General features: G+C 63.9%; 27 protein-coding genes. 16 read left to right on the top strand and 11 right to left on the bottom strand.

Translation table 11 applies throughout. The features are described from left to right. Positions 1-41: 41 nt before the first annotated feature. Genes arsC through V1479_RS19640 form a run of 4 tightly spaced genes read right to left on the bottom strand, consistent with a single transcriptional unit; the run spans position 42 to position 2038 of the window. Positions 42-464 (bottom strand): arsenate reductase (glutaredoxin), encoded by a 423-nt coding sequence (gene arsC, locus V1479_RS19655; protein WP_368804437.1) that lies wholly within the window; start codon positions 462-464, stop codon positions 42-44. Next, complete coding sequence (locus V1479_RS19650; RefSeq protein WP_368804436.1) at positions 461-1156, bottom strand: aquaporin; 696 nt, start codon at positions 1154-1156, stop codon at positions 461-463. The genes arsC and V1479_RS19650 overlap by 4 nt, the downstream gene beginning before the upstream one ends. Beyond that, positions 1153-1662: an arsenate reductase ArsC gene (locus V1479_RS19645; protein WP_368804435.1), complete on the bottom strand. Its 510-nt coding sequence runs from the start codon at positions 1660-1662 to the stop codon at positions 1153-1155. The genes V1479_RS19650 and V1479_RS19645 overlap by 4 nt, the downstream gene beginning before the upstream one ends. A gap of 43 nt (positions 1663-1705) precedes the next feature. After that, the gene (locus V1479_RS19640) at positions 1706-2038 is read right to left on the bottom strand and encodes an ArsR/SmtB family transcription factor (RefSeq protein WP_368804434.1); all 333 of its coding nucleotides are present in this window, start codon (positions 2036-2038) and stop codon (positions 1706-1708) included. Positions 2039-2257: 219 nt separating this feature from the next. On the opposite strand from V1479_RS19640, the gene V1479_RS19635 reads away from it, so the two are divergent. From V1479_RS19635 to V1479_RS19615, 5 genes are read left to right on the top strand one after another with little or no spacing between them, the layout of a single operon-like run. Beyond that, the gene (locus tag V1479_RS19635; RefSeq protein WP_368804433.1) at positions 2258-3142 is read left to right on the top strand and encodes an MBL fold metallo-hydrolase; all 885 of its coding nucleotides are present in this window, start codon (positions 2258-2260) and stop codon (positions 3140-3142) included. Between the two features lie 5 nt (positions 3143-3147). Further along, a complete protein-coding gene (locus tag V1479_RS19630; protein WP_368804432.1) occupies positions 3148-3477 on the top strand; it encodes a metalloregulator ArsR/SmtB family transcription factor in 330 nt (109 codons plus the stop codon). A 15-nt stretch (positions 3478-3492) separates the two neighbouring features. Further along, positions 3493-3921, top strand: coding sequence for a YeeE/YedE family protein (locus V1479_RS19625; RefSeq protein WP_368804431.1), 429 nt, complete (start codon positions 3493-3495; stop codon positions 3919-3921). A gap of 1 nt (position 3922) precedes the next feature. Continuing rightward, on the top strand, positions 3923-4354 hold the full coding sequence (locus V1479_RS19620; protein WP_368804430.1) for a DUF6691 family protein: 432 nt from the start codon (positions 3923-3925) through the stop codon (positions 4352-4354). Positions 4355-4384: 30 nt separating this feature from the next. Continuing rightward, a complete protein-coding gene (locus V1479_RS19615) occupies positions 4385-6115 on the top strand; it encodes a SulP family inorganic anion transporter (protein WP_368804429.1) in 1731 nt (576 codons plus the stop codon). An 83-nt stretch (positions 6116-6198) separates the two neighbouring features. Here the strand turns inward: V1479_RS19615 and V1479_RS19610 are convergent, their stop codons facing one another. Then, positions 6199-7401 (bottom strand): multidrug effflux MFS transporter, encoded by a 1203-nt coding sequence (locus tag V1479_RS19610; protein WP_368804428.1) that lies wholly within the window; start codon positions 7399-7401, stop codon positions 6199-6201. A gap of 150 nt (positions 7402-7551) precedes the next feature. Here V1479_RS19610 and V1479_RS19605 point away from each other — a divergent pair, with 150 nt between their 5' ends. From V1479_RS19605 to V1479_RS19590, 4 genes are all read left to right on the top strand, one after another. Next, positions 7552-8199: a TetR/AcrR family transcriptional regulator gene (locus V1479_RS19605; RefSeq protein ID WP_173192130.1), complete on the top strand. Its 648-nt coding sequence runs from the start codon at positions 7552-7554 to the stop codon at positions 8197-8199. Between the two features lie 111 nt (positions 8200-8310). After that, positions 8311-8871, top strand: coding sequence for an SspB family protein (locus V1479_RS19600; RefSeq protein ID WP_368804427.1), 561 nt, complete (start codon positions 8311-8313; stop codon positions 8869-8871). A gap of 6 nt (positions 8872-8877) precedes the next feature. Continuing rightward, positions 8878-9075 carry a DUF4169 family protein gene (locus V1479_RS19595; protein ID WP_173192133.1) on the top strand — a complete coding sequence of 66 codons (198 nt, stop codon included), beginning with the start codon at positions 8878-8880 and terminating at the stop codon, positions 9073-9075. Continuing rightward, positions 9072-9290: a ribbon-helix-helix domain-containing protein gene (locus V1479_RS19590; RefSeq protein ID WP_173192135.1), complete on the top strand. Its 219-nt coding sequence runs from the start codon at positions 9072-9074 to the stop codon at positions 9288-9290. Before V1479_RS19595 ends, V1479_RS19590 begins: the two co-directional genes overlap by 4 nt. Before the next feature lie 26 nt (positions 9291-9316). On the opposite strand, the gene V1479_RS19585 is transcribed toward V1479_RS19590, so the two are convergent. Both V1479_RS19585 and V1479_RS19580 read right to left on the bottom strand, forming a co-directional pair. After that, positions 9317-13285, bottom strand: a complete 3969-nt coding sequence (locus tag V1479_RS19585) for an AsmA family protein (RefSeq protein ID WP_368804585.1) — start codon at positions 13283-13285, stop codon at positions 9317-9319. Positions 13286-13366: 81 nt separating this feature from the next. After that, positions 13367-14782, bottom strand: coding sequence for an FAD-binding oxidoreductase (locus tag V1479_RS19580; RefSeq protein WP_368804426.1), 1416 nt, complete (start codon positions 14780-14782; stop codon positions 13367-13369). Positions 14783-14920: 138 nt separating this feature from the next. On the opposite strand from V1479_RS19580, the gene V1479_RS19575 reads away from it, so the two are divergent. Next, positions 14921-15406 carry a thioesterase family protein gene (locus V1479_RS19575; protein WP_368804425.1) on the top strand — a complete coding sequence of 162 codons (486 nt, stop codon included), beginning with the start codon at positions 14921-14923 and terminating at the stop codon, positions 15404-15406. 170 nt (positions 15407-15576) lie between these two features. Next, positions 15577-15807: a hypothetical protein gene (locus V1479_RS19570; RefSeq protein WP_368804424.1), complete on the top strand. Its 231-nt coding sequence runs from the start codon at positions 15577-15579 to the stop codon at positions 15805-15807. Positions 15808-15853: 46 nt separating this feature from the next. Here the strand turns inward: V1479_RS19570 and V1479_RS19565 are convergent, their stop codons facing one another. Continuing rightward, positions 15854-16396 (bottom strand): glyoxalase superfamily protein, encoded by a 543-nt coding sequence (locus tag V1479_RS19565; RefSeq protein ID WP_368804423.1) that lies wholly within the window; start codon positions 16394-16396, stop codon positions 15854-15856. A 256-nt stretch (positions 16397-16652) separates the two neighbouring features. Here V1479_RS19565 and V1479_RS19560 point away from each other — a divergent pair, with 256 nt between their 5' ends. Continuing rightward, on the top strand, positions 16653-19277 hold the full coding sequence (locus V1479_RS19560; RefSeq protein WP_368804422.1) for an ATP-dependent helicase: 2625 nt from the start codon (positions 16653-16655) through the stop codon (positions 19275-19277). A gap of 196 nt (positions 19278-19473) precedes the next feature. Then, positions 19474-20646: a hypothetical protein gene (locus V1479_RS19555; protein ID WP_368804421.1), complete on the top strand. Its 1173-nt coding sequence runs from the start codon at positions 19474-19476 to the stop codon at positions 20644-20646. Between the two features lie 57 nt (positions 20647-20703). On the opposite strand, the gene V1479_RS19550 is transcribed toward V1479_RS19555, so the two are convergent. Beyond that, positions 20704-21000, bottom strand: coding sequence for a hypothetical protein (locus V1479_RS19550; RefSeq protein ID WP_368804420.1), 297 nt, complete (start codon positions 20998-21000; stop codon positions 20704-20706). Positions 21001-21198: 198 nt separating this feature from the next. After that, a complete protein-coding gene (locus tag V1479_RS19545; RefSeq protein ID WP_368804419.1) occupies positions 21199-21822 on the bottom strand; it encodes a DapH/DapD/GlmU-related protein in 624 nt (207 codons plus the stop codon). A gap of 141 nt (positions 21823-21963) precedes the next feature. Between V1479_RS19545 and V1479_RS19540 the strand changes: the two genes are divergently transcribed. The 3 genes from V1479_RS19540 to V1479_RS19530 are packed head-to-tail and all read left to right on the top strand — an operon-like array spanning position 21964 to position 23627. Beyond that, complete coding sequence (locus V1479_RS19540; RefSeq protein WP_368804418.1) at positions 21964-22122, top strand: hypothetical protein; 159 nt, start codon at positions 21964-21966, stop codon at positions 22120-22122. A gap of 42 nt (positions 22123-22164) precedes the next feature. Further along, entirely contained in the window at positions 22165-22740 is a 576-nt protein-coding gene (locus V1479_RS19535; protein WP_368804417.1) for an SCO family protein, read from the top strand. An 11-nt stretch (positions 22741-22751) separates the two neighbouring features. After that, entirely contained in the window at positions 22752-23627 is an 876-nt protein-coding gene (locus tag V1479_RS19530; RefSeq protein WP_368804416.1) for a 50S ribosomal protein L11 methyltransferase, read from the top strand. A gap of 70 nt (positions 23628-23697) precedes the next feature. Here the strand turns inward: V1479_RS19530 and V1479_RS19525 are convergent, their stop codons facing one another. Then, a complete protein-coding gene (locus V1479_RS19525; protein WP_368804415.1) occupies positions 23698-23886 on the bottom strand; it encodes a hypothetical protein in 189 nt (62 codons plus the stop codon). Positions 23887-24050: the final 164 nt, after the last annotated feature.

Here is a 24050-nt window from a genome sequence, read left to right as displayed (position 1 = left end):
GCAGGATGCGTCAACAGTGTTTCGACAAAGATAGAAATAAATCAGCGCACCCGCCGTCCGTCGCTGTCGATCACGACCTCGCCGTCTTCCTTGGTGAATGGGCCGATGTCGGCATTGGGCAGGATGTCGAGCACCGCTTCGGACGGGCGGCAGAGCTTGGTCCCTAGCGGCGTCTCAACGATAGGCCGGTTGATGAGGATAGGGTGCGCCATCATGAAATCGATGAGTTCGCCGTCGCTCCAGCGCGATGCGTCGAGCTCCAGCTCGGCATAGGGCGTTCCCTTCTGCCGCAGCAGCGCGCGCGGCGAAATGCCCATGGCCACGATCAGTTCAGCAAGTCTTTCGCGGGACGGCGGCGTCTTGAGATATTCGATCACCTCAGGCTCCTCCCCCGACTGGCGGATCATGGCAAGCGTGTTGCGGGACGTGCCGCAGGCAGGGTTGTGATAGATCGTGATCGTCATTCGGCAGCTTTCGTTTGCATGATGGTTTTCGGTGCGGCGAGCAGCCAGCCCGCCATGGCAGCCGCAAGCACGGCCCCCGCCAGCTCCGCGGCAATGAAACCCGGCAGGTCGGCCGGCCGGATGCCCGCAAACGTGTCGGTAAAGGCACGCGCGATCGCCACGGCCGGATTGGCGAATGAGGTCGAGGCGGTGAACCAGTAGGCCGCGGTGATGTAAAGCCCCACCAGCCACGGGACCGCGTCGGCGCGGAAGCGCAGGCCCGCGAGAATCGTAAATATAAGCCCGAACGCTGCCACGGCTTCAGCCAGCCATTGCGCCGCGCCGCTTCTGACGGTGGTGGAGGACTGCCAGATCGGCAGCTCGAACATCGCGTGTGCAAGAAGCGCACCGGCGATGCCGCCGCCGATCTGGCCGAGCACGTAGGCAACCGAGTAGCCCGCCCCGATCTCGCGCCGCAGCGCGAACACCAGCGTCACGGCAGGGTTGAAATGTGCGCCCGACAGCGGACCCAGTATGGTGATCAGCACCACGAGGATCGCGCCGGTCGGCAGGGTATTGCCGAGAAGGGCCAGGGCGACGTCGTCGGTGAGCTTGTCGGCCATGATGCCAGAACCGACAACGGTCGCCACCAGTATTCCAGTGCCGAGCGCTTCCGCGACCAGTCGTCTCCGCAGATCGAATGCCGCGCTCATCCCGCCTCCGGCATGTGGCGGCCTATGTCGCGCAGCCGGCCCTGCAGCGTCAGGCGATCCAGCGAGGCAAGCGGCAGGCTGGTGAAGATCGAGATGCGATTGTTCAGCATCCGGTAGGTCTCCGCGAAGGCGAGGTGCTTTTCCGCATCTGTACCCTCCGCTGCCGCCGGATCGGGCACGCCCCAATGCGCCGTCATCGGCTGCCCCGGCCAGACAGGACAGGCTTCGTTTGCGGCGTTGTCGCAGACCGTGAAGACGAAATCCATGACGGGCGAGTCATCCGTGGCGAACTCCTCCCAGCTCTTCGAGCGGGCAAAGCTTGTGTCGTGATTGACGCCCTTGAGAAGCTCGATGGCGAAAGGGTGCACCTCGCCCTTCGGTTGAGAGCCCGCCGAATAGGCCCGAAAGCGCCCCTGCCCGACCCGGTTGAGGATTGCCTCGGCAAGGATCGAGCGGGCGGAATTGCCTGTGCACAGGAACAACACGTTGAATATCTGGTCGCTCATGGGGTGGCCCTCCAAGACCCATTTTCCATTCACTAGAAAATCGTCAGCACCTGCACGTCACCGCTTCGATCACCGGCCGGCACAGTTCCGGTGCGCCGTTGCAGCAGTCCTCCATCAGGTAGGCAAGCAGGTCGCGGAAGCCGGTCATGTCCGCCACGTAGCGGATGACCCGGCCGCAGCGCTCCGGCCGGATCAATCCGGCCTGCGTGAGCACCTTGAGATGCGTCGAAACCGTGTTCTGCACTGCGCCAAGTCGGTCGGCTATTTCACCCGCCGGCACCCCCTCCTGCCCCGCCTTCACGAGGAGGCGAAAGACGTCGAGACGTGTTTCCTGGCCGAGGGCTGCCAAAGCGGCGAGAGAGAGCTTCTTATCCATATATCTGCCTTTACCGATATGTTGGTACGCTCTCTGCATGACGGGAGCATGACAATCAACCCTCGATTTCGCGCAGATTAATTATTGCATTTTTTTGCAATCGATTTTATGTAAGCGTTGCGATCAGAACTTGGCGCCGCGGGAGATGTCTTCATGGCGCTCCAGCGTCCAACCGAAGATAGCAATCGAATTCACGGCATTTGAATGCGGAGGCATCCGATGAGCAATACCACCCCGCTTGTGAAAGGCTTTTTCGACAAGCGCACCTTTTCCATCCAGTACGTTGTCGCTGATCCCGAAAGCCGCAAATGCGCGATCATCGATCCCGTTCTCGATTTCGACGAGAAGTCGGGCTCGACGGCAACGCACAACGCCGATGCAATCCTCGACTACGTCAGGGAGCAGGGTTTCGAGGTCGAGTGGATTCTCGATACGCACCCCCATGCCGATCATTTTTCGGCAGCACGCTACCTGAAGGAGAAGACCGGCGCGCCGACGGCGATCGGGGAGAAGGTCATAGAGGTGCAGAAGCTCTGGAAGGGTTTCTACAACTGGCCGGACTTTCCGGCCGACGGTTCGCAGTGGGACAAGCTGTTTGCGGAGGGAGAAATCTTTACCGTCGGCACGATCCCCGCCCGCGTCCTGTTTTCGCCGGGCCACACGCTCGCCTCCATCACCTATGTCATCGGCGACGCGGCCTTCGTCCACGATACGCTGTTCATGCCGGACTCGGGCACGGCACGAGCCGACTTTCCGGGCGGCAGCGCCACGCGGCTCTGGCAGTCGATCCAGGAGATTCTGGCTCTTCCGGACGAGACCCGCATCTTCACCGGCCACGACTATCAGCCGGGCGGCCGCGAGCCGCGCTGGGAGTCCACCGTTGCCGAGCAGAAGGCGGCGAACACCCACATGTCGAAATGCGCGACCGAAGCCGAATATGTCGAGGTGCGGGAGGCTCGCGACCGCACGCTGCCCATGCCAAAGCTGATCCTGCACGCCTTGCAGGTCAACATGAATGGCGGCCGCCTGCCCGAGCCGGAAGCCAACGGGAAACGCTACCTGAAATTCCCGCTGGACGTGCTCGAAGGCGCGAACTGGGGCTGACGGCCATGAAACATGAGCTTACGGCCGATACGGCGGAAATGATTGAGAACGCCGGCGAGGCGGCCGAATTCCTCAAGAAATTCGCGCATCCGTCAAGGCTGATGATCGTCTGCGCGCTGGTGGACGGCGAGCGTTCCGTTCGCGACCTGGAAGACACGCTCGGCATCCGCCAGCCCGGCCTTTCGCAACAGATCGCCGAATTGCGCGATGCCGGCTTCATCGTCGGCCGCAAGGAGTCGAAGAGCATGTTCTATCGGCTGGCCGACGGCCGTGTGAGCGAGTTCATCGCCATGATGCACCGCATGTTCTGCGAAGTTCCGCAAACCAACCACTGATCCGGGAAAACGGAAATGACTGAATTCACCCCTCTCGCCTCCACCGCAGGCGGCATGATGATCGGCCTGTCGGCCGTTCTGCTGATGCTCTGGGAAGGCCGTATCGCCGGCATCTCGGGTATCGCCGGTCGGCTGCTTCCCCCTTATCTCGACAAGGCCTTTCCGTCTCGGCTGGCCTTTGTCATCGGACTCGTGGCGGCACCGCTGGCAATGATGGCCGCCACCGGCGCACCGGTCGCACAGACCGTCTCGTCGAACATTCCCCTGATGATCGCCGCCGGCCTGCTCGTTGGCTTCGGCTCGGTCTGGGGCAATGGCTGCACCTCGGGCCACGGCGTCTGCGGATTGTCCAGGCTGTCCACCCGCTCGATGGTTGCCACCGCCGTATTCATGACGGTCGCCTTCATCACCGTCTTCGTCGTTCGCCACGTGCTCGGAGGCTGACATGTCGTTTCTGGTCAATCTGGCTCTCGGCCTGCTGTTCGGCGCGGGTCTCGTCGTCTCCGGCATGTCCGACCCCGCGAAGGTTCTCAATTTCCTCGATCTTGCAGGCACGTGGGATCCCTCGCTCGCCTTCGTCATGGGCGGCGCGGTGCTCGTGGCTTTTGTAGGCTATCGGTTGGTGCTGTCGCGCGGACGGCCGATCAATGCCGAAAGCTTCCACCTGCCGACACGCAATGACATCGACCTGCGCGTCACCGCCGGTCCTGCCATCTTTGGCCTTGGCTGGGGCCTCGGTGGCTTCTGCCCCGGACCCGCCCTGACGGCGCTTGGCCTTGGTGCGACCGGCACGCTTGCTTTCGTGCCGGCGATGCTGCTCGGCATGTGGGCCGCGAGGCTGCTGGCCGATGGCGGCCTGAGGTCGCACACGGCCTGACGTCGAAATATCCAGCGAAACGACACTCAAATGACGCGCTTTTCGGGATACTTCCCCATCCTTGGCTGGGCCGGTGACTACAACCGGTCGGCGCTGGCCAGCGATCTGGTCGCCGCCATGATCGTGACGGTCATGCTGATTCCGCAGTCGCTGGCCTATGCCATGCTGGCGGGCTTGCCGCCGCAGGTGGGGCTCTATGCATCCATCCTGCCGCTCGTTGCCTACGCGGTCTTCGGCACCAGCCGCACGCTGGCGGTGGGACCAGTGGCAGTCGTTTCCCTTATGACCGCGACAGCCGTCGGCGAAGTGGCGACGCAGGGAACCCAGGCCTACCTTGCCGCGGCCACGCTGCTTGCCCTGATATCTGGAATGGCTCTCATAGCCATGGGCCTTTTCCGGCTTGGCTTCGTCGCGAATTTCCTGAGCCACCCGGTGATTTCGGGTTTCATCACGGCGTCCGCGATCCTCATTGCCGCGGGACAGCTAAAGCACCTGCTCGGCGTCTCCGCCGGCGGCCACACCCTGCCCGAAATTGTCGGCGGCATCGCGGGCGAGCTCGGATCGATAAACCCGTCAACCGTTGCAATCGGTGCTGCCGCGCTGGCCTTTCTGTATTTCGTCCGTCTGCGCCTGAAGCGGCTGCTCATTGGCGCCGGCCTGCGGCCACGCGCCGCCGACATTGTCACGAAGGCGGGACCGGTTGCAGCCGTCGCCGCGACCATCCTGGCTGCCCATATTCTAGATCTCGGCTCGAGGGGCGTCGCACTCGTCGGTATCATCCCGCAGGGCATCCCGGCCCCGGCCCTGCCGGTCTTCGATTTTGACTTGGTGCGGACCTTGGCAGCGCCGGCCCTGCTCATCAGCCTGATCGGCTTTGTCGAATCCGTTTCAGTGGCGCAGACGCTCGCGACCAAGCGCCGGCAGCGCATAATTCCCGACCAGGAACTGATCGGATTGGGTGCGGCAAACATCGCTGCGGCCGTGTCGTCGGGCTATCCGGTCACAGGCGGCTTCGCCCGCTCCGTCGTCAACTTCGACGCAGGTGCCGAAACGCAGGCGGCCGGCATCTTCACCGCCGTCTCGATAGCACTGGCCACGCTGTTCCTCACACCGCTGCTCACCGACCTGCCGCAGGCCACGCTTGCCGCGACCATCATCGTGGCCGTTCTCTCCCTCGTCGATCTCGGCGCGATCCGCCGTGTCTGGATCTATTCCAGGGCTGATTTCTCGGCGATGGCGGCAACGGTTGCCGGCACGCTCTTTCTCGGCGTCGAGGTCGGCATCGTCATGGGCGTGGGACTGTCGCTGGTGCTGCATCTCTACCGCACGTCGCGCCCCCACATGGCCGTGGTCGGCCAGGTCGCGGGCACCGAGCATTTTCGCAACATCGAGCGGCATGAGGTCGTCACTTGCCAGGACGTGCTGTCCGTGCGCGTCGACGAAAGCCTCTATTTCGCCAACAGCCGCTACCTGGAGGACCGCATCGCCGAGCTGGTCGCCCAGCGCCCGCAGCTTCGCCACGTCGTGCTGATGTGCTCGGCGGTCAATGCCATCGACGCCTCGGCACTCGAAAGCCTCGAAGAGATCAACCGCCGGCTGCGCGACGGTGGAATCACGTTGCACCTGTCCGAGGTCAAGGGTCCCGTCATGGACCGCCTCAAGCGGTCGCATTTCCTGGAAGAACTCGAAGGTGGCGTGTTCCTCAGCCAGTACGAGGCGATGGCGCAGCTTCAGTGCGAGCGGGAACCCGTGCCTGCCTGAGTTGCAGGACAGGCCTGCACCATTTCTGCAAAAAAAGGGCGCGGCCATGCCGCGCCCTTTTGTTTGTCGGCACCAGGCCCTGCCTATTCGGCGGGTTGGCGAATGGGCGAGCGGTTGCCCAGCGTGGCCTGCGTGAAGCCCAGCGCGATCACGGCACAGGCCGTGATGCCGATCACCATCGGCAGCGGGGACCCGTCGAAGAACAGCCCCGCTACGGCCATCGCGGCCGCGCCTGTGGCGAAATGCAGCGTTCCCATCAGGGCCGAAGCTGTGCCTGCAATCTCGCCATGCTCCTCCATCGCCAGCACCGAGGTAGTCGGGATGACGAGGCCAAGGAAGCCGTATCCGAAGAACAGGAACGTCGACATCACCCACAGCGACTGCAGGCCGCTGGCCATCACCGCGAGCATGGCAACCATGATCGTCGCATAGGCCGCAACCGCCACCCGCACCACGCGGCGAAGGCCAAATCGCTCGGTGAGCGTTCCGGTAAGCTGCGACATGGCGAAGAAAGCCACGGCGTTCATCGAGAAGAACACGCTGTAGAGCGTCGGCGTCAGCCCGTAGTGGTTGATGAGCACGAAGGACGAATTCGACAGATAGACAAAGAAGCTCGATATGCCGAAGCCGCCGATCAGGCTGAGGCCAACGAACGAACGGTCACGCAGCAGGAGGCGATAGCCGGCGATGGTGCCACGGAACGAACTGCCGCCGCGCTGCTCCGGCGGCCGGGTCTCATCGAGCGCGCCGATCATCAGCACGATGCCGATGGCCGCAGCAAGCGTCACGGCCCAGAAGATTGCGCGCCAGCCGAAGCTTTCGATGATGAGGCTGCCCGCCAGCGGTGCCAGGATCGGAGAGATCGAGAACACCAGCATCAGCAGCGACATCAGGCGTGCGGCCTCGACGCCGGTATGCAGGTCGCGGACCACAGCGCGCGGCACCACCATGCCGGCCGACGCGCCGAGCCCCTGTATGAAGCGGAACGCGATCAGCCAGCCGATGTCGACGGCCAGCGCCGCGCCGACGCTGCCGATGGCAAACAGCACGAGGCCGAAATAGAGAGGCGCCTTGCGGCCCATCATGTCCGAGATGGGCCCCACGATGATCTGGGCGAATCCCATCGAGAGAAAGAAGACCAGCAGGCTCATCTGCACGGGCACCGTGCCGGCGCCCAGATCCTCGCCGATTGTCGGCAGTGCCGGCAGATACATGTCGATGGCGAACGGGCCGATGGCCGTCAGCAGGCCGAGCACGAGCGCGAGCCGGATAAAGGAGAATTGCATTGTCTAGCTCTTTCGAAGATGGCGGCGGCAGGCCCGTCGCACCGGGAGGCTGAACGGAAGCGCGGCCTCCCCCCGCTGCAGCCTCCGTCGCGTAAGTCCATATTTTTAGACAGTGTTGTCTAAATCGTCAACCAGCTCTATATAGAAATCATGCCGCCAGTGATTGCTCCTGACACGCTCCCGCCACGCGGACACGCCGCCAAACGCCACTCCATGATCGAGGCGGCGGCGACCGTCTTCTGCCGCGAGGGCTTTGCCGGGGCCAATATCGACCTCATCGCCGCTGAAGCAGGTGTTTCGAGGCAGACGGTCTACAATCACCACCGCGACAAGGAGAGCCTGCTGGTCGCAGTGGTCCGCGAGATCACTGAACGCTGCAACGCCAGGGCGTTTTCTGTACTGGCTACCTTTCCCGACCACCCGCATGATCTGCAGGCCGATCTCACCGCATTCGCCGTTCGCCTCAACCGCAACTGTCTTTGCGACCGCGACGGCCGCTTCCTGCGGCGGCTCCTGCAGAACGAGGGCGAGCGCTATCCGGAGCTTTTCTCTGACTGGCGCGAGAATGGCCCCGCCCGCGTGTGGGACGCGCTCGCCGCCCGTTTCGCGCGCCTCGCCCATGCCGGCTGGCTGGAGATCGACGATCCGGACGCCGCCGCCCGGCAGTTTCTGGCACTGACCAGCTCTGACCTGCAACTGCCCCTGATCTTCGGCGACAGGCTCTCGGAGGACGATCTGGAACAGGCTTCGGCCCGCGCGGTACGCATGTTCCTGAGGGCCTACGCCCGCCGAAACTGAACCCTTTCCGAGTTTCCCACTCGCCCGGACGCTGCGTTACGCTATATGCGGTTTACGCGCGCCCCAAGCTTGATTACATCTTTGCCGTTCGATTCAGGGAAACCCGGCCCCATGGCTGACGACCACATCCGTTATGACATCCTCACCCAGGAGGCGCTGCGCGGCGTTATGCGTAAGGTGCTGGGCGAGGTTGCGCGGACCGGCCTGCCGGGCAACCACCATTTCTTCATCACCTTCCTGACCGGCGCGCCGGGTGTCCGAGTCTCGAGCCGGTTGCGGGAACGATACCCCGAACAGATGACAATCGTGCTTCAGTTCCAGTACTGGGATCTGAAAGTCACCGACTCCGGCTTCGAGGTCGGCCTGTCGTTCTCGGACGTACCCGAAAAGCTCGAAATCCCTTATTCCGCCGTGCGCGGCTTCTACGATCCCTCGGTCAATTTCGAGCTCGAATTCTACGTCGAGCAGCCGGCCGAAGACGAAGAAACCGACCTGGAAGAAGCGCCGGCCCCCGAGGCAGCCGAACCACCTGTCGCGGTGATCGGTGGCAAGAAGGCGGAGAAGAAGCGCAAGGAGCCCGAGCCTGTAGCGGGCGACGAAGGCGCGGAGGAAGACAAGGAACCGGCGAAATCGGCCGATGTCGTTTCTCTGGACGCGTTCCGCAAGAAATAAATCCCGATGGCCGAGATCGTCAGCCTCCGCATGGCCCGCAAACAAAAGGCGCGCCGCGAGAAGGAACGAGCAGCCGAGGAAAACCGCATTCGTCACGGCAGAACGAAGGCGGAGCGTCAGGCGAACGAGGCAATCGGCCAGCGGGAAGAGGCCGCACACGAAGCGCATCGTCGTGAACCGCCCAGGCCGGACGGCGAGCGGTGACTTCGGTCGTCAAACGCTCGGTGTCGATCAGAGGTCATCGCACCAGCTTCTCGATCGAACAGCCGTTTTACGACGAACTGCACAGCATCGCCGACAAGCGCGGCTTGCCGCTTGCGCGCCTCGTCGGCGAGATAGACGAAGCGAGACCGCGCAGCACCAACCTCTCATCTGCATTGCGGCTGTTCGTGCTCGAAGCTGTCAGGGCGCGAGCCTGAACCGCAATTGAATCGGGTTGTCAGCGCTACTCGTCGAACAGCCGCATCAGCCCGTCGACCGAGAGATTTCCTTCCGAAAACACGCCCGGCGTTGCGCTTGGTTGCTCGGGCTGTGCGCGCGGCGCCGGTCGGGGCGTGACATCGACAACCGGCGGCGGCTGAAGCGGCTGCCGTTCGATGCTATCGGGATCGGCCGGCGCGGGCGCCGTCTCGCGCGCGCCCAGCAAGGCCTCGACCTCGTTGCGCAACCGCTCGTCTTCCGCACGCCGGCGCTCTTCGGCCTCGCTTCGCGATTGCTCTTCCAGGCGCCGACGTTCGACTTCCTCTTCCTGCCGCCTTGCTTCCTCGTCAGCGCGACGCTGCGCTTCGGCTTCTTCGGCGGCACGACGTTGTTCCTCGGCGGCCCGCTCCAGCTCCTCTGCTCGCAGCACTTCTTCTTCCGCTGCCCGCTTGTCCGCTTCTTCGTCGAGCAGCCGCAGCTCGCGGGCCCGCCGCTGGGCTTCCTCGGCATCGCGCCGGGCTTCTTCGGCGGCGCGGTCGCGCTCTTGCGAAAGCGCCGCGTAGTAACGCACCTCGCGGCGGTGGCGCTGCTTTTCGAGCAACGCCGCCTGCATCGCCTCAACCCGCTGCTGCTCCCGCTCCAGCGCGCGCTGGGTCAGAAATTGCGCCAGCGGCTCGGTGTCGACCGTAACGCCTATATCGCCCAGCGGTCCGGCAGCAACGAAACGCGCCGCGGGGTCAGATCCGACCAGCGCCTCGACGCCCGGCTTGAAGGTGAGCGTCGCCTCCGCGCCAACCGTTTGCGCGCCGATGTCGGCGCGGACTTCTCCTGCAAGTGTGGCTTCGTCCGTCTCCAGCCTGAGCGGCGGGGCGCGCACCGCGCCGCTGGCGACGGTGAAGGCGAGCTCGGCGCGGGGCGCGCGGAACGTTCCCTGCCGCACCATATCCGTCGCGAAATCGGCAACTGCGGCCGCATCGATCTCCGGTCCGATCCTGTCGGCCTGCTCCAGCAGCGCTGCGAACACCTGCGGCGCGACCCCTTCGATGGCGACATCGTTCACGGTCACCGTCCCTGAACCTGCCAGAGCGGAAATGACCGCATCCACCGACTTGCCGCTGGCTGTCAGCGTTGCCGTCAGGTCCGCGGTGCCCTCGAGCCCGGTATCGCCGAGAATGTTGGCGATCTCGGCAGCTTCCAGCTTCAACTGACCGGAAAGAAGACCTGTTCCGCCATCGTTCTTGAAATCGAGCAGTCCGGAAATGGTCCCGCCATAAATACGCGCCCGCGCATCCGACAGCGCAACGCCGTCCGTGCCGATCCGGAGCGTCATTCGCGCATCGTCCGCCTGGGCGAGCCAGCCGGCATGCAGGCGCTCGACCGCGAGTTCGAGTTCGGCTGTTAGCGGGGTCGCCACACGCTGTGCGAACGGCGCGGACGGCCAGCTCTCGCCATCACCCTCAAGTGCTGCAGCCCCCGTTGCCAGTTCCGCGACGGAGGCAAGATCGAACGACTGCAGCGCTAGCGAACCCGTCAGGTGGGGTAGCCCGTCGCGCATCTGCGCGTTGACATCGCCGCTCACCTTGGAGCCGGCAATATCGCCCCCGATACCAGAAAGGACGAACACCCCGCCATCGACGTCCAGCTTAGACGACATGTCCCCCGGCAGGCCCATCGCGCCACCGGGCAGAACGATGCCTCCGGTAACCAGCCAGGGCTCCAGATCCTGCGCTTTCACCGTCAGGTCGCCTGACGCGGAGAGCCCTTTTTCGCCCGTGCCTGCCTGCCCCTCGAAGACCAGCTCCAGCCCGTCGCCGGTAAAGGCGATGCGCGTGCGACCGCCCTCCTCCGGAACGCCGTTGAAACGCAACGATACCTCACCGGCACCGACTAGGCCCAAAGGCAGCACCGTAAGGCCTGCATGGGCGTAGAGCGCCTGGGCGTCCTCGTTGCGCGCCGTCAGTTCGAGCGCCATCGGCATGCGCTCCAGCGCTTGCCGCAGGTCGCGCGCCGATGCCGTAAGCGAAAACTCCGTCCCGCCCGCTTCCCCTGTGGCGCTCAATGCCAGGCCGTTGGTGCCATCGCCGCTTGCGGCCGAACTTGTGACGATGCGGATCGACGCGTCCTCCAGCAGGCCAGGGAACGACGACGCGCGCCGAGCCGTCTCCGAGGCAATGCGGCTTTCCGGAAAGCGCTCGGCCAGCGCCGCAGCCAGCGGCTCAAGGTCTGCGGCAATCACCGTCGCATCGAGATTGCCGGCCGGATCTGTCTCAAAATCCTTGATCGAGCCGGTCGCGCTGATATTGGCGCCCGCAAGTCCGCCGACCGACAGCCGGTCAATCTCCAGTCGGCCGTCCCTGAGCCGCAACGCGGTATCCAGCGTTTCGGCCGTCATGCCCGCGGCCGTCACAGGCCCGGCCTCGATCTCGAAGGTTAGATCGCGGTCGGCAAGGCGCGTGCGACCGCCATCGCTGACGAAGAGCGAGGCGAACGCGGTCATGCCTTCCACATCCAGCCTGTCGCCATCGAGCCGCAGCGTCATTGACGGCTTCTGGCCGACGGGTGTCAGACTGTCGATCTCGCCGCGGAACTTGGCGTCGCCAAGCACCAGTTCGAGATCGCGAAAGAGCTGGCGTTCACGGTTGAGCTTCACCTGTGCGCTGAAGCCTGCTGCCGGCAGCCGCCGGATGGCTTCGTCGACGTCCCGTGCAAGCCAGGCCGCGAAACCGGAAGGCTGGCCGACGGCAAGGAGCAGCGAGCCCTCGAAATCCAGCTCGTCACCGACGACGAGGTCGCCGCTGGCCTCCAGAGTCGCGCGGCCCGGCAAAGTCGCGCCCAGTGAACCGACCGCCCAGCCGGTCTCCGAAGGCTCGGCGGAAAGATGCACGTCGCGGATCGTCGTGTCGCCCGCGACGATTGCCGGCAGTTTGACGGCGATCCGGCCGGGTATCTGAGGCCGGGGCATATCGAGCAGGAACTCGTGCAGGGCTGTCAGCCGTTGCTCGAGGTCGATGCCAGCCGCGCTTTCCGCGCCCGCTGCGTCCTCGAACCTGATCTGCGCGCCATCGGCGGTGATGTCGAAGCGCGGTTCGGCGCCGAGCGCGAACCGGGCAGAACCCTCCGCCGTGTAAGGGTCCTCCAACGGTCCGGTCGCGAACCGGAACGTCTCGATGTCGAGCGCTTCGTGATCGAAGTCGAAGTCGCCGGTCACGCGATAGGCCGGTGGCGGCGGCGCGCCTGCGTCGCTTTGCTCGGCAATCTGCCCGGCGGCGTTGAGCTTGAACTCGCCCGCGTAGTGCAAACCGCTGTCGGCGATGCGCACGCTGCCGTCAGTCTCCAGCGATATGGGATAACGTTCCGGAACGGCAGCGATGCGAAGCCGCATCCGCCCATCCGCGTCCGCCGAGCCTGTCGACGCCGACAGCGCGGTACGCATGCCGTCGAGCCGTAACGATCCGTCCATGCGCCAAGGGCCGGTCAGCGCGCGCGCCGACACGTCGGCGTTGATCTCGGTCAGGCTGTGCGTGCGGCCGCTTGCGGCGTGGCGCACCTCCACCCTGCCCTCCGTGATCGTCAGCTTTTCAAGGGAGATGTTGCTCGCATCGACAGGAGACGACGGGCGCACCGACCAGTCGACCGTTCCGTCCTCGGCGACCGCAATCGTCGCCGAAGGCCTCACCAGCCGCATGTCGAAGATGTGAAGCTCGCCGCGCATGAACGGCGCAAGTTCGGCATCCATCGAGAAAGTCTCGACCGTCATTGCCTCTTCGCCGGGTTCGACACCTGCGACGACGACATCGGCGAAGGTGACGGACGGGAACGGCAGCAGCCGCGCGCTGACGCTTCCCTCCACCTTCACCTCGCGCCCGAGGATACGGCTTGCTTCACGTTCGAAATCGGCGCGGTAACTGGTCCAGTCGACGAAGTAGGGCAACACCAGCGCCGCAGTCAGCACCAGTACGATCAACCCTCCTATGGCGACGAATAATCGGGCCAGTCTCTTTCTCCCGCCGGATTCCCTAAGCCGCAGTGCAGTTTAGCTGCATTACGGTGTCGATAAAGTGGCGACCTGACGATGCTAGGCGCGCAACGGCAGCACCTTGCCCGGATTCATGATGTTGTCCGGGTCGAGCGCCTGCTTGATCGAGCGCATGAAATCGACGCCCGCACCAAGTTCGTGCGGCAGGAAGGCGATCTTGCCCTGTCCCACCCCGTGCTCGCCGGTGCAGGTGCCGTCCATGGCGATCGCGCGCATGTTGAGGCGGGCGACGAAGGCTTCCGTCGCTTCGATCTGCTTCGGGTCGTCGCGATCCATCAGCACCATGACGTGGAAGTTGCCGTCTCCGACATGCCCTACGATGGGTGCAATTAGTCCGGAACGCGCTATGTCTTCCTCGGTCTCGTTGATGCATTCGGCAAGCCGCGAGATTGGCACGCAGACGTCGGTCGACAGGGAGGTCGCGCCGGGCTTGAGCGAAAGGCCGGCCCAGTAGGCGTCGTGCCGCGCCTTCCAGAGCTTCGCCCGCTCCTCGGCTACGTTGGTCCACTGGAACGAACCGCCGCCGAACTCCGCCGCGATCTCGCCGAACGTCTCCGCCTGCTCGCGGACACCTGCGTCCGTGCCATGGAATTCCAGGAACAGGCAGGGCGTCTCGGGATAATCGAGCTTGGCGTAGCCGTTCAGCGCCCGCATGCACAGCGCGTTGACAAGCTCGATGCGCGCCACCGGCACGCCCATCTGGATTGTGGTGATGACGGCGTTGCAGGCCGCATCGACGGACGGGAACGGGCAGACCCCGCCCGAGATCGCCTGCGGGATACCGTAGAGCTTCAGCGTCAGCCCGGTGATGACGCCGAGCGTGCCCTCGGAGCCGACGAGCAGCCGGGTGAGGTCGTAGCCGGCCGACGACTTGCGCGCCCGCTTAGCCGTCGTGATCGCCCGCCCGTCGGCCATCACGGCGGTCAGCGAAAGCACGTTCTCCCGCATCGTGCCATAGCGCACCGCGTTGGTGCCCGATGCGCGCGTGGAGGCCATACCGCCGAGGCTGGCATTGGCGCCGGGGTCGATCGGGAAAAACAGGCCGGTGTCACGCAGATAGGTGTTGAGCTCCTCGCGCGTGACGCCGGGCTCGATGGTACAGTCGAGATCTTCGGCATGCACGGCCAGCACCTTGTTCATCTGCATCATGTCGATGCAGATGCCGCCGCCGGGCGCGTTGACGTGGCCTTCGAGCGACGTACCGGTCCCGAACGGGATGACCGGCACGCCATGCTCACCGCAGACCCGCACGATCTCCTGCACTTCCTCGGTCGAATGCGGAAACACCACGCCGTCGGGAAGCTGAGAGGGAATGTAGGTGGTGGAGTGCGCATGCTGGCCGCGAATCGCTTGGCCGGTCTGGAAACGCTCGCCGAAGCGCTGCTTGAGGATGCCGACGACGGCTGCGCTGCCGGCATCGTTGCGCGCAACGGGTTGCAGATCGGCAAGAGCCATGAACTTTCCTCCGTGGATGGGCGACCGTCGACCTTGTCTCCGTACGCCCTTTGGTCTTCTCTGTCGGCAGCATGCAAATGGCGTGGCCTTTGTCCAGCGATCCGGACGCGGCCCTGCCCCAAAAGACAGGAATCAGCAATGGCCAATCCCGCCCCTTTCGTCTCGCGCGTTCTCGAGGTCGAGAAGGACTGGATCGATTATAACGGCCACATGAACATGGCCTACTACAACGTCCTGTTCGACCGTTGCGCCGACGAAGCCTTCGAGCTGCTGGGCATGGGGCCGAAATATGCAGGCGAGCGGCGACTGACAACCTACACCGCCGAGATCCACGTCTGCTACGTCCGCGAGTTGCACCTCGGCGACAAGGTCACCTCCACCTTCCAGATGCTCGATCACGACGAGAAACGTTTTCACGTCTTCCAGGAACTGCACCACGCCGACGGCTGGCTCGCCGCGACATCGGAGGTCCTGACCCTGCATATCGACATGAGCGGCCCCAAGGTCTGCCCCTTCCCGCCAGATGTTCTTGCCAACATCGAGGCGATGCGAGCCGCACATGCTAACCTGCCGGTCCCGGAGCGCGCGGGCCGCTCGATCGGCATCCGCCGCAAGGCCGGCTGACGCCACCGGAACACGCCGAGACGCCGTTAGGCAACGATTAACCCTGACGGCCTTTGCACAGCTTCATCCCCTCACCCGCCTTGATCGTGCGCCGGACACTTCCACAATCGCAGGCAGGGGCGACTCACCACGGCGCGAGTCCGACGGGGAATGGTCGGAGAAGAGAAATCATGCACGACGGCATCACCGGCGACGTCGCCCACTTTGCTTGCGCGGTGGCGCTGGATGAAGCCTACACCGATCACGATCTGCGGCGCGCCCAAAGATTGGTGGAGCAAGAACTCCAAGACATCCGGCGACTGCGCCAGCCGATCCCCATCGACGTCATCTATGCCCGCCGAATTCTGATGGAGGCCCGCCATCTGCGCGCCAGGCGGGACGAGCCCGACACCGCATACTGACGGGCGTCGGGATGTCCGGCGCCCGCCACAAGGTGGCCTAGCCGTCCTACCGCTCCATGAACCGCATGCGGTTGTTGAAGGGATCGGTCACAGCCATTTCGAGGCCCCAATCCTGCTTCTCGAGACCCGGCTTCATATAACGGTAGTTCTTGGCAAGAAGTTCGGCGTGGAAACTGCGGATGCCTTCCATGTAGACGACCATGTTGCCGCCCGGTGTCGCGTCACCGGCATGTTCCGAAAGATGCAGTTTCAGATCGCCGCGCGATACCTGCGTGTAGAGCGGAAAATTCTCCCCGAACCGGTGTTCCCAGTCGACCGAGAAGCCGAGGAATTCGAGATAGAACTCGTGCGCCTTGGCCACGTCGAAGATGCGCACGATCGGAACCGCCTGCTCAAAGGCTATATCGTCGCGCCTTGCTGTAGTCCCGACTTCTTCGGCAATTTTGGCCGAGAGGATATTCCACGTATCGAGCCCGAACTGGCGGGCGACGATTTCCAGTGCCTCGTTGTGCTGTATATCCAGCTTTCGCTCGGCAAGCGCCTCGCGCATGGCTTTCGCCATGGCCTTGGCATCGCGGTAGGTGCGCATGATTTCCGGTCCTTTTCAGCCGGCGACTGGCTTCATCAGTGTCCGCGTTGCCGATGCCTTCGCCGGATGGAAAACCGGATTGGAAGGTTTTTAGAGATGTTCGCCAGACCCTTGCGGGCGCGGACTGCGGGCCATCTCCAGCCCGCGACAACGATAGCGCGACCCGGCATTCCCGCCAAGGGTTCGAAAGCCTCATCTTGCATGAACGTTACGGGAACGCTGGTCTTTCACCCCCGAATCACTACATTCGGGTGAGATGTCCGGATTTCCCGACGATATTCCTTTCTTCGACGAGGACGATACGCCGCGCTCGAAGGGTCAGCCTGCCGCGCAACCTGCCGGCGGCGGCATCGCTGCGCGTGCCATGGCCGCGCGCTCGGCCCATCGCGCGCCCGACTATCTGACCGGGCTGAACCCAGAGCAGCGTCTTGCGGTCGAGACCACGGAAGGCCCGGTCCTCGTGCTGGCAGGTGCCGGCACCGGCAAGACCCGCGTGCTCACCACCCGCATCGCGCATATCCTCGCCACCGGCCGCGCCTGGCCGAGCCAGATCCTCGCTGTCACCTTTACCAACAAGGCCGCGCGCGAGATGAAGCAGCGCATCGGCGTGCTGGTCGGTGAAGCGGTAGAAGGCATGCCGTGGCTGGGTACGTTCCACTCCATCGGCGTCAAGCTCCTGCGCCGTCATGCCGAACTGGCAGGGCTGCGCTCGGACTTCACGATCCTCGACACCGACGACGTAATCCGCCTGATCAAGCAGTTGATCCAGGCCGAGGGGCTGGACGACAAGCGCTGGCCGGCACGCCAGTTCGCGCAGATGATCGACGGCTGGAAGAACAAGGGCCTCGGGCCCGAGGAGATTGCCGAAGGCGACGCCAGAGCCTTCGCAAATGGCAAGGGCCGCGAGCTTTACAGGGCTTACCAGGACCGGCTCCACACGCTCAACGCCTGCGATTTCGGCGACCTGCTGTGCCACCCGATCCGCATTTTCCGCCAGCATCCCGACGTGCTGCGCGAATATCACGCCAAATTCAAATACATCCTGGTCGACGAGTATCAGGACACCAACACCGCCCAGTATATGTGGCTGCGGCTGCTCGCCCAGCGGCCTGAGACAAAACGCGGTGCTGCCGTGCCGGCCGAAGGCCGCAAGCCCGACCGGGCGGCGGGCGACTTTTCGCCCGCCCCCGCGGAGGCCAGCGGGCGCTCGGCCGCGAGCGTCAACATCTGCTGCGTAGGCGACGACGACCAGTCGATCTACGGTTGGCGCGGCGCCGAGGTCGACAACATCCTGCGTTTCGAAAAGGACTTTCCGGGCGCGGCCGTCATCCGGCTGGAACGCAACTACCGCTCCACCGCGCACATCCTCGGCGCAGCCTCCCATCTGATCGCCCACAACGAAGGGCGGCTGGGCAAGACGCTGTTCACCGAAAAGGCCGATGCCGACGACGCCAAGGTGATGGTTCACGCGGCGTGGGATTCGGAAGAAGAAGCCCGCGCGGTCGGCGAGGAAATCGAGGCGCTTCAGCGCCGGCAACACAATCTCAACGACATGGCGATCCTGGTCCGCGCATCCTTCCAGATGCGCGAATTCGAGGACCGCTTCGTCACGCTCGGCCTGAACTACCGCGTCATCGGCGGTCCGCGCTTCTACGAACGGCAGGAAATCCGCGACGCGATGGCCTATTTCCGCGTAGTGGCGCAGGGTGCCGACGACCTCGCCTTCGAGCGCATCGTCAACGTGCCCAAGCGCGGGCTGGGCGAAGCGGCCATCCGCCAGGTTCACGATACCTCTCGGGCCTTGCGCGTGCCGATGCTGGAGGCCGCCGCCAAGCTCGCCGAAAGCGACGAGATGAAGCCCAAGCCCCGCGCGGCGCTCCGCGAGGTCGCGGCCAACTTCGCGCGCTGGCAGGGCCTGCTCGACAACACACCGCATACCGAACTCGCCGAAACCATCCTCGAAGAGTCCGGCTACACGGAAATGTGGAAGAACGACCGCTCGGCAGAAGCGCCGGGTCGACTGGAAAACCTCAAGGAGCTGATCCGCTCCATGGAGGAATATGAATCGCTGCGCGGGTTCCTGGAGCATGTCGCTCTGGTCATGGATGCCGAGCAGAACGAGGAGATGGATGCCGTCAACATCATGACGCTGCATTCGGCCAAGGGGCTCGAATTCGACACCGTCTTTCTGCCGGGCTGGGAGGAAGGCCTGTTTCCGCATCAGCGCGCGCTGGATGAAGGGGGCCGCTCGGGGTTGGAGGAAGAGCGGCGCCTCGCCTATGTCGGCCTGACCCGCGCCAAGAAGAACCTGCACCTCTGGTTCACCTCCAACAGGCGCATTCACGGCCTTTGGCAGTCGACCATCCCGTCGCGGTTCCTCGACGAACTGCCGGAAGCCCATGTCGAGGTGGCCGAAACCGGCTCGTCTTATGGCGGCTACGGCACAGGCAGCTTCGGCGAGCGGCAGGCGGGGCGACAGAACCCCTACGGCGCGTCGCGCTTCGACAATGTGGGCCAGAGCGGCTCCTTCTCCAATACCTATGCAACGCCGGGCTGGCAGCGCGCGCAGCAGAACCGCACCGAGGCGACCGACCGCAACTGGGGTTCGCGCTCGGGCCACTCGGTCGAGCGGATCGGCTATGGCGAGGTGGATTCCGGCTACGGAGCCGGCCGCACCAGCGTGAAGGGCCGCACCATCGAAGGCGAACTCGTCGCCAAGTCGGTCTCGGACTCCCCTTCCGCGTTCAAAGTGGGCGACCGCGTGTTCCACCAGAAGTTCGGAAACGGCAACATCGCAGCTATCGAAGGCAACAAGCTGACCATCGACTTCGACAAGGCCGGCCAGAAGCGTGTGCTGGACGGCTTCGTAAGCGCGGCCTGACCTGGGTTACGAGCACAACCACATACACTCAAAAAGTGTAGAAGATTTTTCTTAAACTTTTGCGAGCATCGACGTAATCTCCGTCTTGCAGGCAATGGTGCCTGTACCTTCCGCTTCCGGGCGGTTTACCTCCGGGCCCCTTCCGTCACACCCACCCCCGCGGCGGAAGGGGCGCCTTCGCGCTCGGGAGGTTGTGGTGCGTCTCATCCGGTCGATCACGATTGCGTCTGCCGCATTGGGGCTCATGACGGTGGACGCCAGCGCGGGCGAGAACGCGGCTTCCCCGAAGCTCACGTTCACGCTCGCGCGCCACCACACGACGAATGCACTTGATGGGCCGCTGGCGCTCGCCGACTGGTACACGGAGCTGCGCGGCGCGCTTGAACACACGGTCGACCACGATCTTGGGTCCACCAAGCTCACGGCCCATATGGAGCTCCGTCGCTTCGATACTTACGATTTCGAAGACGACGCGACCTTCGGCATCGGTGCCGAGACAACCGCCCGGGTCTCCGACACGCTCGAACTTCGAGGCAGCCTGTCGGTAAGAATGTTTTCTGACGGCGACGATTTCGCCGTCGAGGATTTCATCCTTGGCACGCGCACGCGAAAGACTGTGCTGGCCGGGGCAGTTCAGGCCGGTCGGCTCGTCGCTCCCGGTACCGTGCTTGTGCTTGAAGCCGCCGCCGCACGGGAATTCGCAGGCAGAACGCATTTTCAGGATGACCTGTTGCTTCCGGCAGCGTTCGACCCGGAACGCGACCGGCTGCGTCTCGGCGCGACGCTGACCCGAACAGCGGGTTCAATCAGCTACGGCGGGTCGGTGACGACGGGGCTTCGCCGGACCCATGCGCTGGAGCCGCTTTCCGAATTGCTTTTGCCGGAGCATGGCGTGAAGCTTCACGCCACACATACGTTCGAAAACAAGGCCAGCATGTCGGCAGCCCTGGGTTTCGAAATGCTGCAACTGCCCGACAACGGTTTCAGCGAGATCCGGCCCGCGCTCGAAGTCACCGGTGCGACCCCTCTGCCGGCCGGTTTTTCGCTGCGCGGCAAGCTGCGTGCTGGCTATGACACGACGTCGACTGACGATCCCGTTGCGGTATGGGTGCGTCGCGCCGAGGCAGAACTGGGCTATCAGGCCACACCGTCGATCTTGTTCTCGACGGGCATATTCGACGAGCGCCGCGACAATCTCGCCATCGGCAACCGGGAAATGCTGTACGGCCTCTACGGCGAGGCTGCATGGCAAGCCAACGAAAACCTGAACCTGGTGCTCCGCGTCGACCTGAAGCGCCACCGGATAACGCTCTACGACATTGAGAAGCGCACGGTCGACGTGCAGCTCGCCGCAACCAGAAAGCTATAGCGCCCCTCATATCACGAAAGAGGGGCAGGAGATGTCCCCTGCCCCGAAAGGCACGGCCTAGCGCCGATGTCCGCGGCGATTGCGCTCGGGCGCCGTAATGACATTGTTGAGCAGGCCGGTGCCGTTGCCGAGGATGCCCAGTCCGAGATTGTTGCCGGACAGGACCGGCGAGTTGTTGAGGATGCCGATGCCCCTCAGCACGTTGAGGTCACCGGTGCGAACCGTCGGCGAAACGTTGATGAGCCCGCTCGACTGATTGTTGCCCCGGCTCCCGCCCCAACCGCCGGCCTCAGCCGAGACGGAGGCGAACGAGCAAACGAGTGCAACGGTGGCAAATGCGGTGAACTTCTTCATGACACTTCTCCCTTGTCTTGAAGTCCCTCCGCTTCCTTCGGCCTATCTCCAAAAACAAGAAAGCCACTTATGCGCGAGAAATACAACCAGTAAGTGCAGAAATTCCTTAACGATGCTCACAAATGGTCTGTTATCGATAACCGGTATGGTTACTGCGTAAAATACAAATCAAATTTTATATTGATGGGCGAAAGAATATCAGCCGCCCCACCGAGCAAGGAAAGCTTCGGCATCCATTGCCTGCATATCCGGCACAGCCTCGGCCAGCTTCTCGGCGGGCCAGTCCCACCAGGCCAGGGCCTGCAGCCGGGCCGAGATCTCCGGTTCGAAACGCATCCTGATCCGCTTGGCCGGCACCCCGGCAACGATCTCGTACGCGGACACGTCCCGGGTAACCACCGCATTGGCGCCAATGACGGCGCCATCGCCGATGGTGACGCCCGGCATGACGACCGCGCCGTGGCCGATCCAGACGTCGTTGCCGATCGTCACCGGCCGCGCCCGCCTGCGCTCGCGAAAGCCCTGATCGACGCCGAGATAGTTGAAATACTCGTTCGGCCGGTACGTGACCTTGTGCGTTGTGATCCGTTCCAGCGGATGTTCGAGCGCGTTGAGGCGCACATTGGCCGCAATCGAGCAGAACTTGCCGACCGTAGTGTAGATCGCCTCACCGTGGCGCTCGAAATAGGAATAGTCGCCCACGGAGACCTCCCGCAGGATCACGCGTTCGGCGACCGCAACATAACGGCCAAGCCGACACCCTTTCAGCTCTGCCGTGGTGTGAATGCGCGGGTCGGAATCCTTGGGAAGACTTGGAGCCATGACAAAGCCATTAGCGCGCGCCCTCGCGCGGCTCAATCCTTCACACGCAGCCTTACCGCTTCAGATCATAGTTCCGTGAGCCATCCGTTCGCGGCAAGTTGACATCTTTCGCGCACCGGGCGGAGGGAGTATCACACGCACATGTCTGGTTTCAGTCATCCCTTCGTGCGCCCCGCGGCGCTCGCGCTGGCCGCTGTCGCACTCGCGGCGGCGATGGGCCTTGCTTTCGCGGGCTGGCTGGAGCACGCCCCGGCAATCTTCATGGCATTGGTCGAATCGGGCCTTGCCTGGTGTTTCTGACCCGGCGCACGGCCAGACCAACTCTCAGGGACTTCAATCATCATGATGCGATCGATCCTCGTCGGCATACTCCTGATCATGGTGGCCGGCGTCGGCTGGCTGACCTTCGACTGGTATCGCGGCCAGAATGCCGGGGAGGCCTACGGCGCCCCCTTCACCCTCGTCGACCAGGACGGCGCAGAGATCACCGAAGCAGCGTTCCGCGGCACGCCGAGTGCCGTCTTCTTCGGCTTCACCCACTGCCCGGAAGTCTGCCCGACGACGCTTTTTGAGCTCGACGGCTGGCTGAAGCAGCTCGGCGACGAAGGCAAGGACATCAACGCCTTCTTCGTGACGGTCGACCCCGAGCGCGACACGCCTGAAGTGATCGGTTCCTACGTCACGAACGTCTCGGACCGCATCACCGGCATCTCCGGAGAGCCCGAGAAGGTGCTGGCGATGGTGAAGTCATTCGGCATCTACTGGAAGAAGGTCGACTTGGAGAACGGTGACTACACGATGGATCACACGGCGTCCGTGATGCTGCTCGATCGCGCCGGCGACTTTGCCGGAACCATCGCCTATGGCGAGAACCCCGAAACCGCGGTCGCCAAGCTCAAGCGCCTGGCGGCGGGCTGAGACTGCTCGCCGTGGTCCAGACACGCCTGCATTTCATCGCCACTCGACCGGAGTCGACCACGCTTTTCAGCTTGCTGGAACGCGAATTCGAGGATGACGGCCTCGCGCTTGCCGTCTTCGAGATCGACGAAGCGGAGGGAACGGAGGAAATCTCCGTTTATACGGACGCCGCCAACGCGAGCGACATCGAGAAGCGCATCCGCAGCGCCGCCGGCGCGCCGGGTGCATCGCTCGAGATCGTCCACGAAGAACTGCCCGACATCGACTGGGTCACCAAGTCGCTGGAAGGCCTGAAGCCGGTCCGTGCCGGCCGGTTCCTCATCCACGGCGCCCATGATCGCGAAAAACGCCGCATCGGCGATTTGGGCATCGAAATCGAGGCTGGTCTTGCCTTCGGTACCGGCCACCACGGCACCACCGCCGGCTGCCTCGAAATGCTTCATCGCGTGGCGCGTCGTGAAGCTCCGCGCAATGCACTGGACCTTGGAACGGGCAGCGCCGTGCTGGCGATCGCACTGGCGAAGCTGTCACGTATTCCCGTGCTCGCGACCGACATAGACGCGGTTGCCACGAAAGTGGCCGCGCAGAATGTGCGGCTGAACGGCGTTTCAACCTATGTCGAAACCGTAACTGCCGCCGGCTTTCAGGACCCCATCTTCGCCGCGCGCGGTCCTTTCGATCTAATCGTGGCGAACATTCTGGCGCGACCGCTGATGCGGCTTGCACCGCAGATGGCGACCTTTGTCACGCCCGGCGGCTCGCTGGTCCTGTCCGGCATTCTGGACCGCCAGCGCGACGCGGTGGTCGCAGCCTATGCCGGCCAGCGCTTCCGCCACGTGCGAACGACCCACCGCGAAGGCTGGGTTACGATCCACCTGAAACGATGATCCCTCAACGAAAAAGGCGGCCCGTCAGGACCGCCTTCTTCATGTTCCGTGCGGCGTCGCCCCACGCGGCTCAGAACAGATAAGAAACTCCACCGGTGCGCTTGAGCTCGGCGCGGCTGTAGCCGCTGGCCTTCAGCGTGTCGTCGTCCAGCGCTAGCAGCGCGTTCGCGACATAGCGCTTGGCCTGCTGTTCACGGGCAGCCACCATCGCGTCGAGTGCACTACGGAAAAAACCACGCTTTGCAGGGTTGTGTCCCATTTTCACGTCTCCTGTCAGTTACGTTGTTCCTCCACGCCTCGAAAGGTAAGCAGTACTGACCTAAACAACCAGAGACGTTTCCGCATGGGAACCATGCGTTTTTGCAAGTGCGAAGAGATTTGCTGCAACGCACACACTCTTAACGAGACCCATCTCTCGAACGC

The organism is Neoaquamicrobium sediminum (genome assembly GCF_040970315.1).
Classification (GTDB): Bacteria; Pseudomonadota; Alphaproteobacteria; order Rhizobiales; family Rhizobiaceae; genus Aerobium; species Aerobium sediminum.
This window is presented reverse-complemented; position numbering and strand designations above follow the sequence as displayed.

Bases quoted from the DNA above. Each gene is read 5' to 3' on its own strand.
- V1479_RS19540 (WP_368804418.1), top strand. From the start codon at position 21,964: ATGTCTGGTTTCAGTCATCCCTTCGTGCGCCCCGCGGCGCTCGCGCTG.
- V1479_RS19600 (WP_368804427.1), top strand. From the start codon at position 8,311: ATGGCTGACGACCACATCCGTTATGACATCCTCACCCAGGAGGCGCTG.
- V1479_RS19650 (WP_368804436.1), bottom strand. From the start codon at position 1,156: ATGAGCGCGGCATTCGATCTGCGGAGACGACTGGTCGCGGAAGCGCTC.
- V1479_RS19565 (WP_368804423.1), bottom strand. From the start codon at position 16,396: ATGCGCACCTACCGCGATGCCAAGGCCATGGCGAAAGCCATGCGCGAG.
- V1479_RS19560 (WP_368804422.1), top strand. From the start codon at position 16,653: ATGTCCGGATTTCCCGACGATATTCCTTTCTTCGACGAGGACGATACG.
- V1479_RS19595 (WP_173192133.1), top strand. From the start codon at position 8,878: ATGGCCGAGATCGTCAGCCTCCGCATGGCCCGCAAACAAAAGGCGCGC.
- V1479_RS19535 (WP_368804417.1), top strand. From the start codon at position 22,165: ATGATGCGATCGATCCTCGTCGGCATACTCCTGATCATGGTGGCCGGC.
- V1479_RS19640 (WP_368804434.1), bottom strand. From the start codon at position 2,038: ATGGATAAGAAGCTCTCTCTCGCCGCTTTGGCAGCCCTCGGCCAGGAA.
- V1479_RS19550 (WP_368804420.1), bottom strand. From the start codon at position 21,000: ATGAAGAAGTTCACCGCATTTGCCACCGTTGCACTCGTTTGCTCGTTC.
- V1479_RS19625 (WP_368804431.1), top strand. From the start codon at position 3,493: ATGACTGAATTCACCCCTCTCGCCTCCACCGCAGGCGGCATGATGATC.
- V1479_RS19645 (WP_368804435.1), bottom strand. From the start codon at position 1,662: ATGAGCGACCAGATATTCAACGTGTTGTTCCTGTGCACAGGCAATTCC.
- V1479_RS19605 (WP_173192130.1), top strand. From the start codon at position 7,552: ATGCCGCCAGTGATTGCTCCTGACACGCTCCCGCCACGCGGACACGCC.
- V1479_RS19635 (WP_368804433.1), top strand. From the start codon at position 2,258: ATGAGCAATACCACCCCGCTTGTGAAAGGCTTTTTCGACAAGCGCACC.
- V1479_RS19630 (WP_368804432.1), top strand. From the start codon at position 3,148: ATGAAACATGAGCTTACGGCCGATACGGCGGAAATGATTGAGAACGCC.
- V1479_RS19525 (WP_368804415.1), bottom strand. From the start codon at position 23,886: ATGGGACACAACCCTGCAAAGCGTGGTTTTTTCCGTAGTGCACTCGAC.
- V1479_RS19580 (WP_368804426.1), bottom strand. From the start codon at position 14,782: ATGGCTCTTGCCGATCTGCAACCCGTTGCGCGCAACGATGCCGGCAGC.
- arsC (WP_368804437.1), bottom strand. From the start codon at position 464: ATGACGATCACGATCTATCACAACCCTGCCTGCGGCACGTCCCGCAAC.
- V1479_RS19575 (WP_368804425.1), top strand. From the start codon at position 14,921: ATGGCCAATCCCGCCCCTTTCGTCTCGCGCGTTCTCGAGGTCGAGAAG.
- V1479_RS19610 (WP_368804428.1), bottom strand. From the start codon at position 7,401: ATGCAATTCTCCTTTATCCGGCTCGCGCTCGTGCTCGGCCTGCTGACG.
- V1479_RS19620 (WP_368804430.1), top strand. From the start codon at position 3,923: ATGTCGTTTCTGGTCAATCTGGCTCTCGGCCTGCTGTTCGGCGCGGGT.
- V1479_RS19545 (WP_368804419.1), bottom strand. From the start codon at position 21,822: ATGGCTCCAAGTCTTCCCAAGGATTCCGACCCGCGCATTCACACCACG.
- V1479_RS19615 (WP_368804429.1), top strand. From the start codon at position 4,385: ATGACGCGCTTTTCGGGATACTTCCCCATCCTTGGCTGGGCCGGTGAC.
- V1479_RS19570 (WP_368804424.1), top strand. From the start codon at position 15,577: ATGCACGACGGCATCACCGGCGACGTCGCCCACTTTGCTTGCGCGGTG.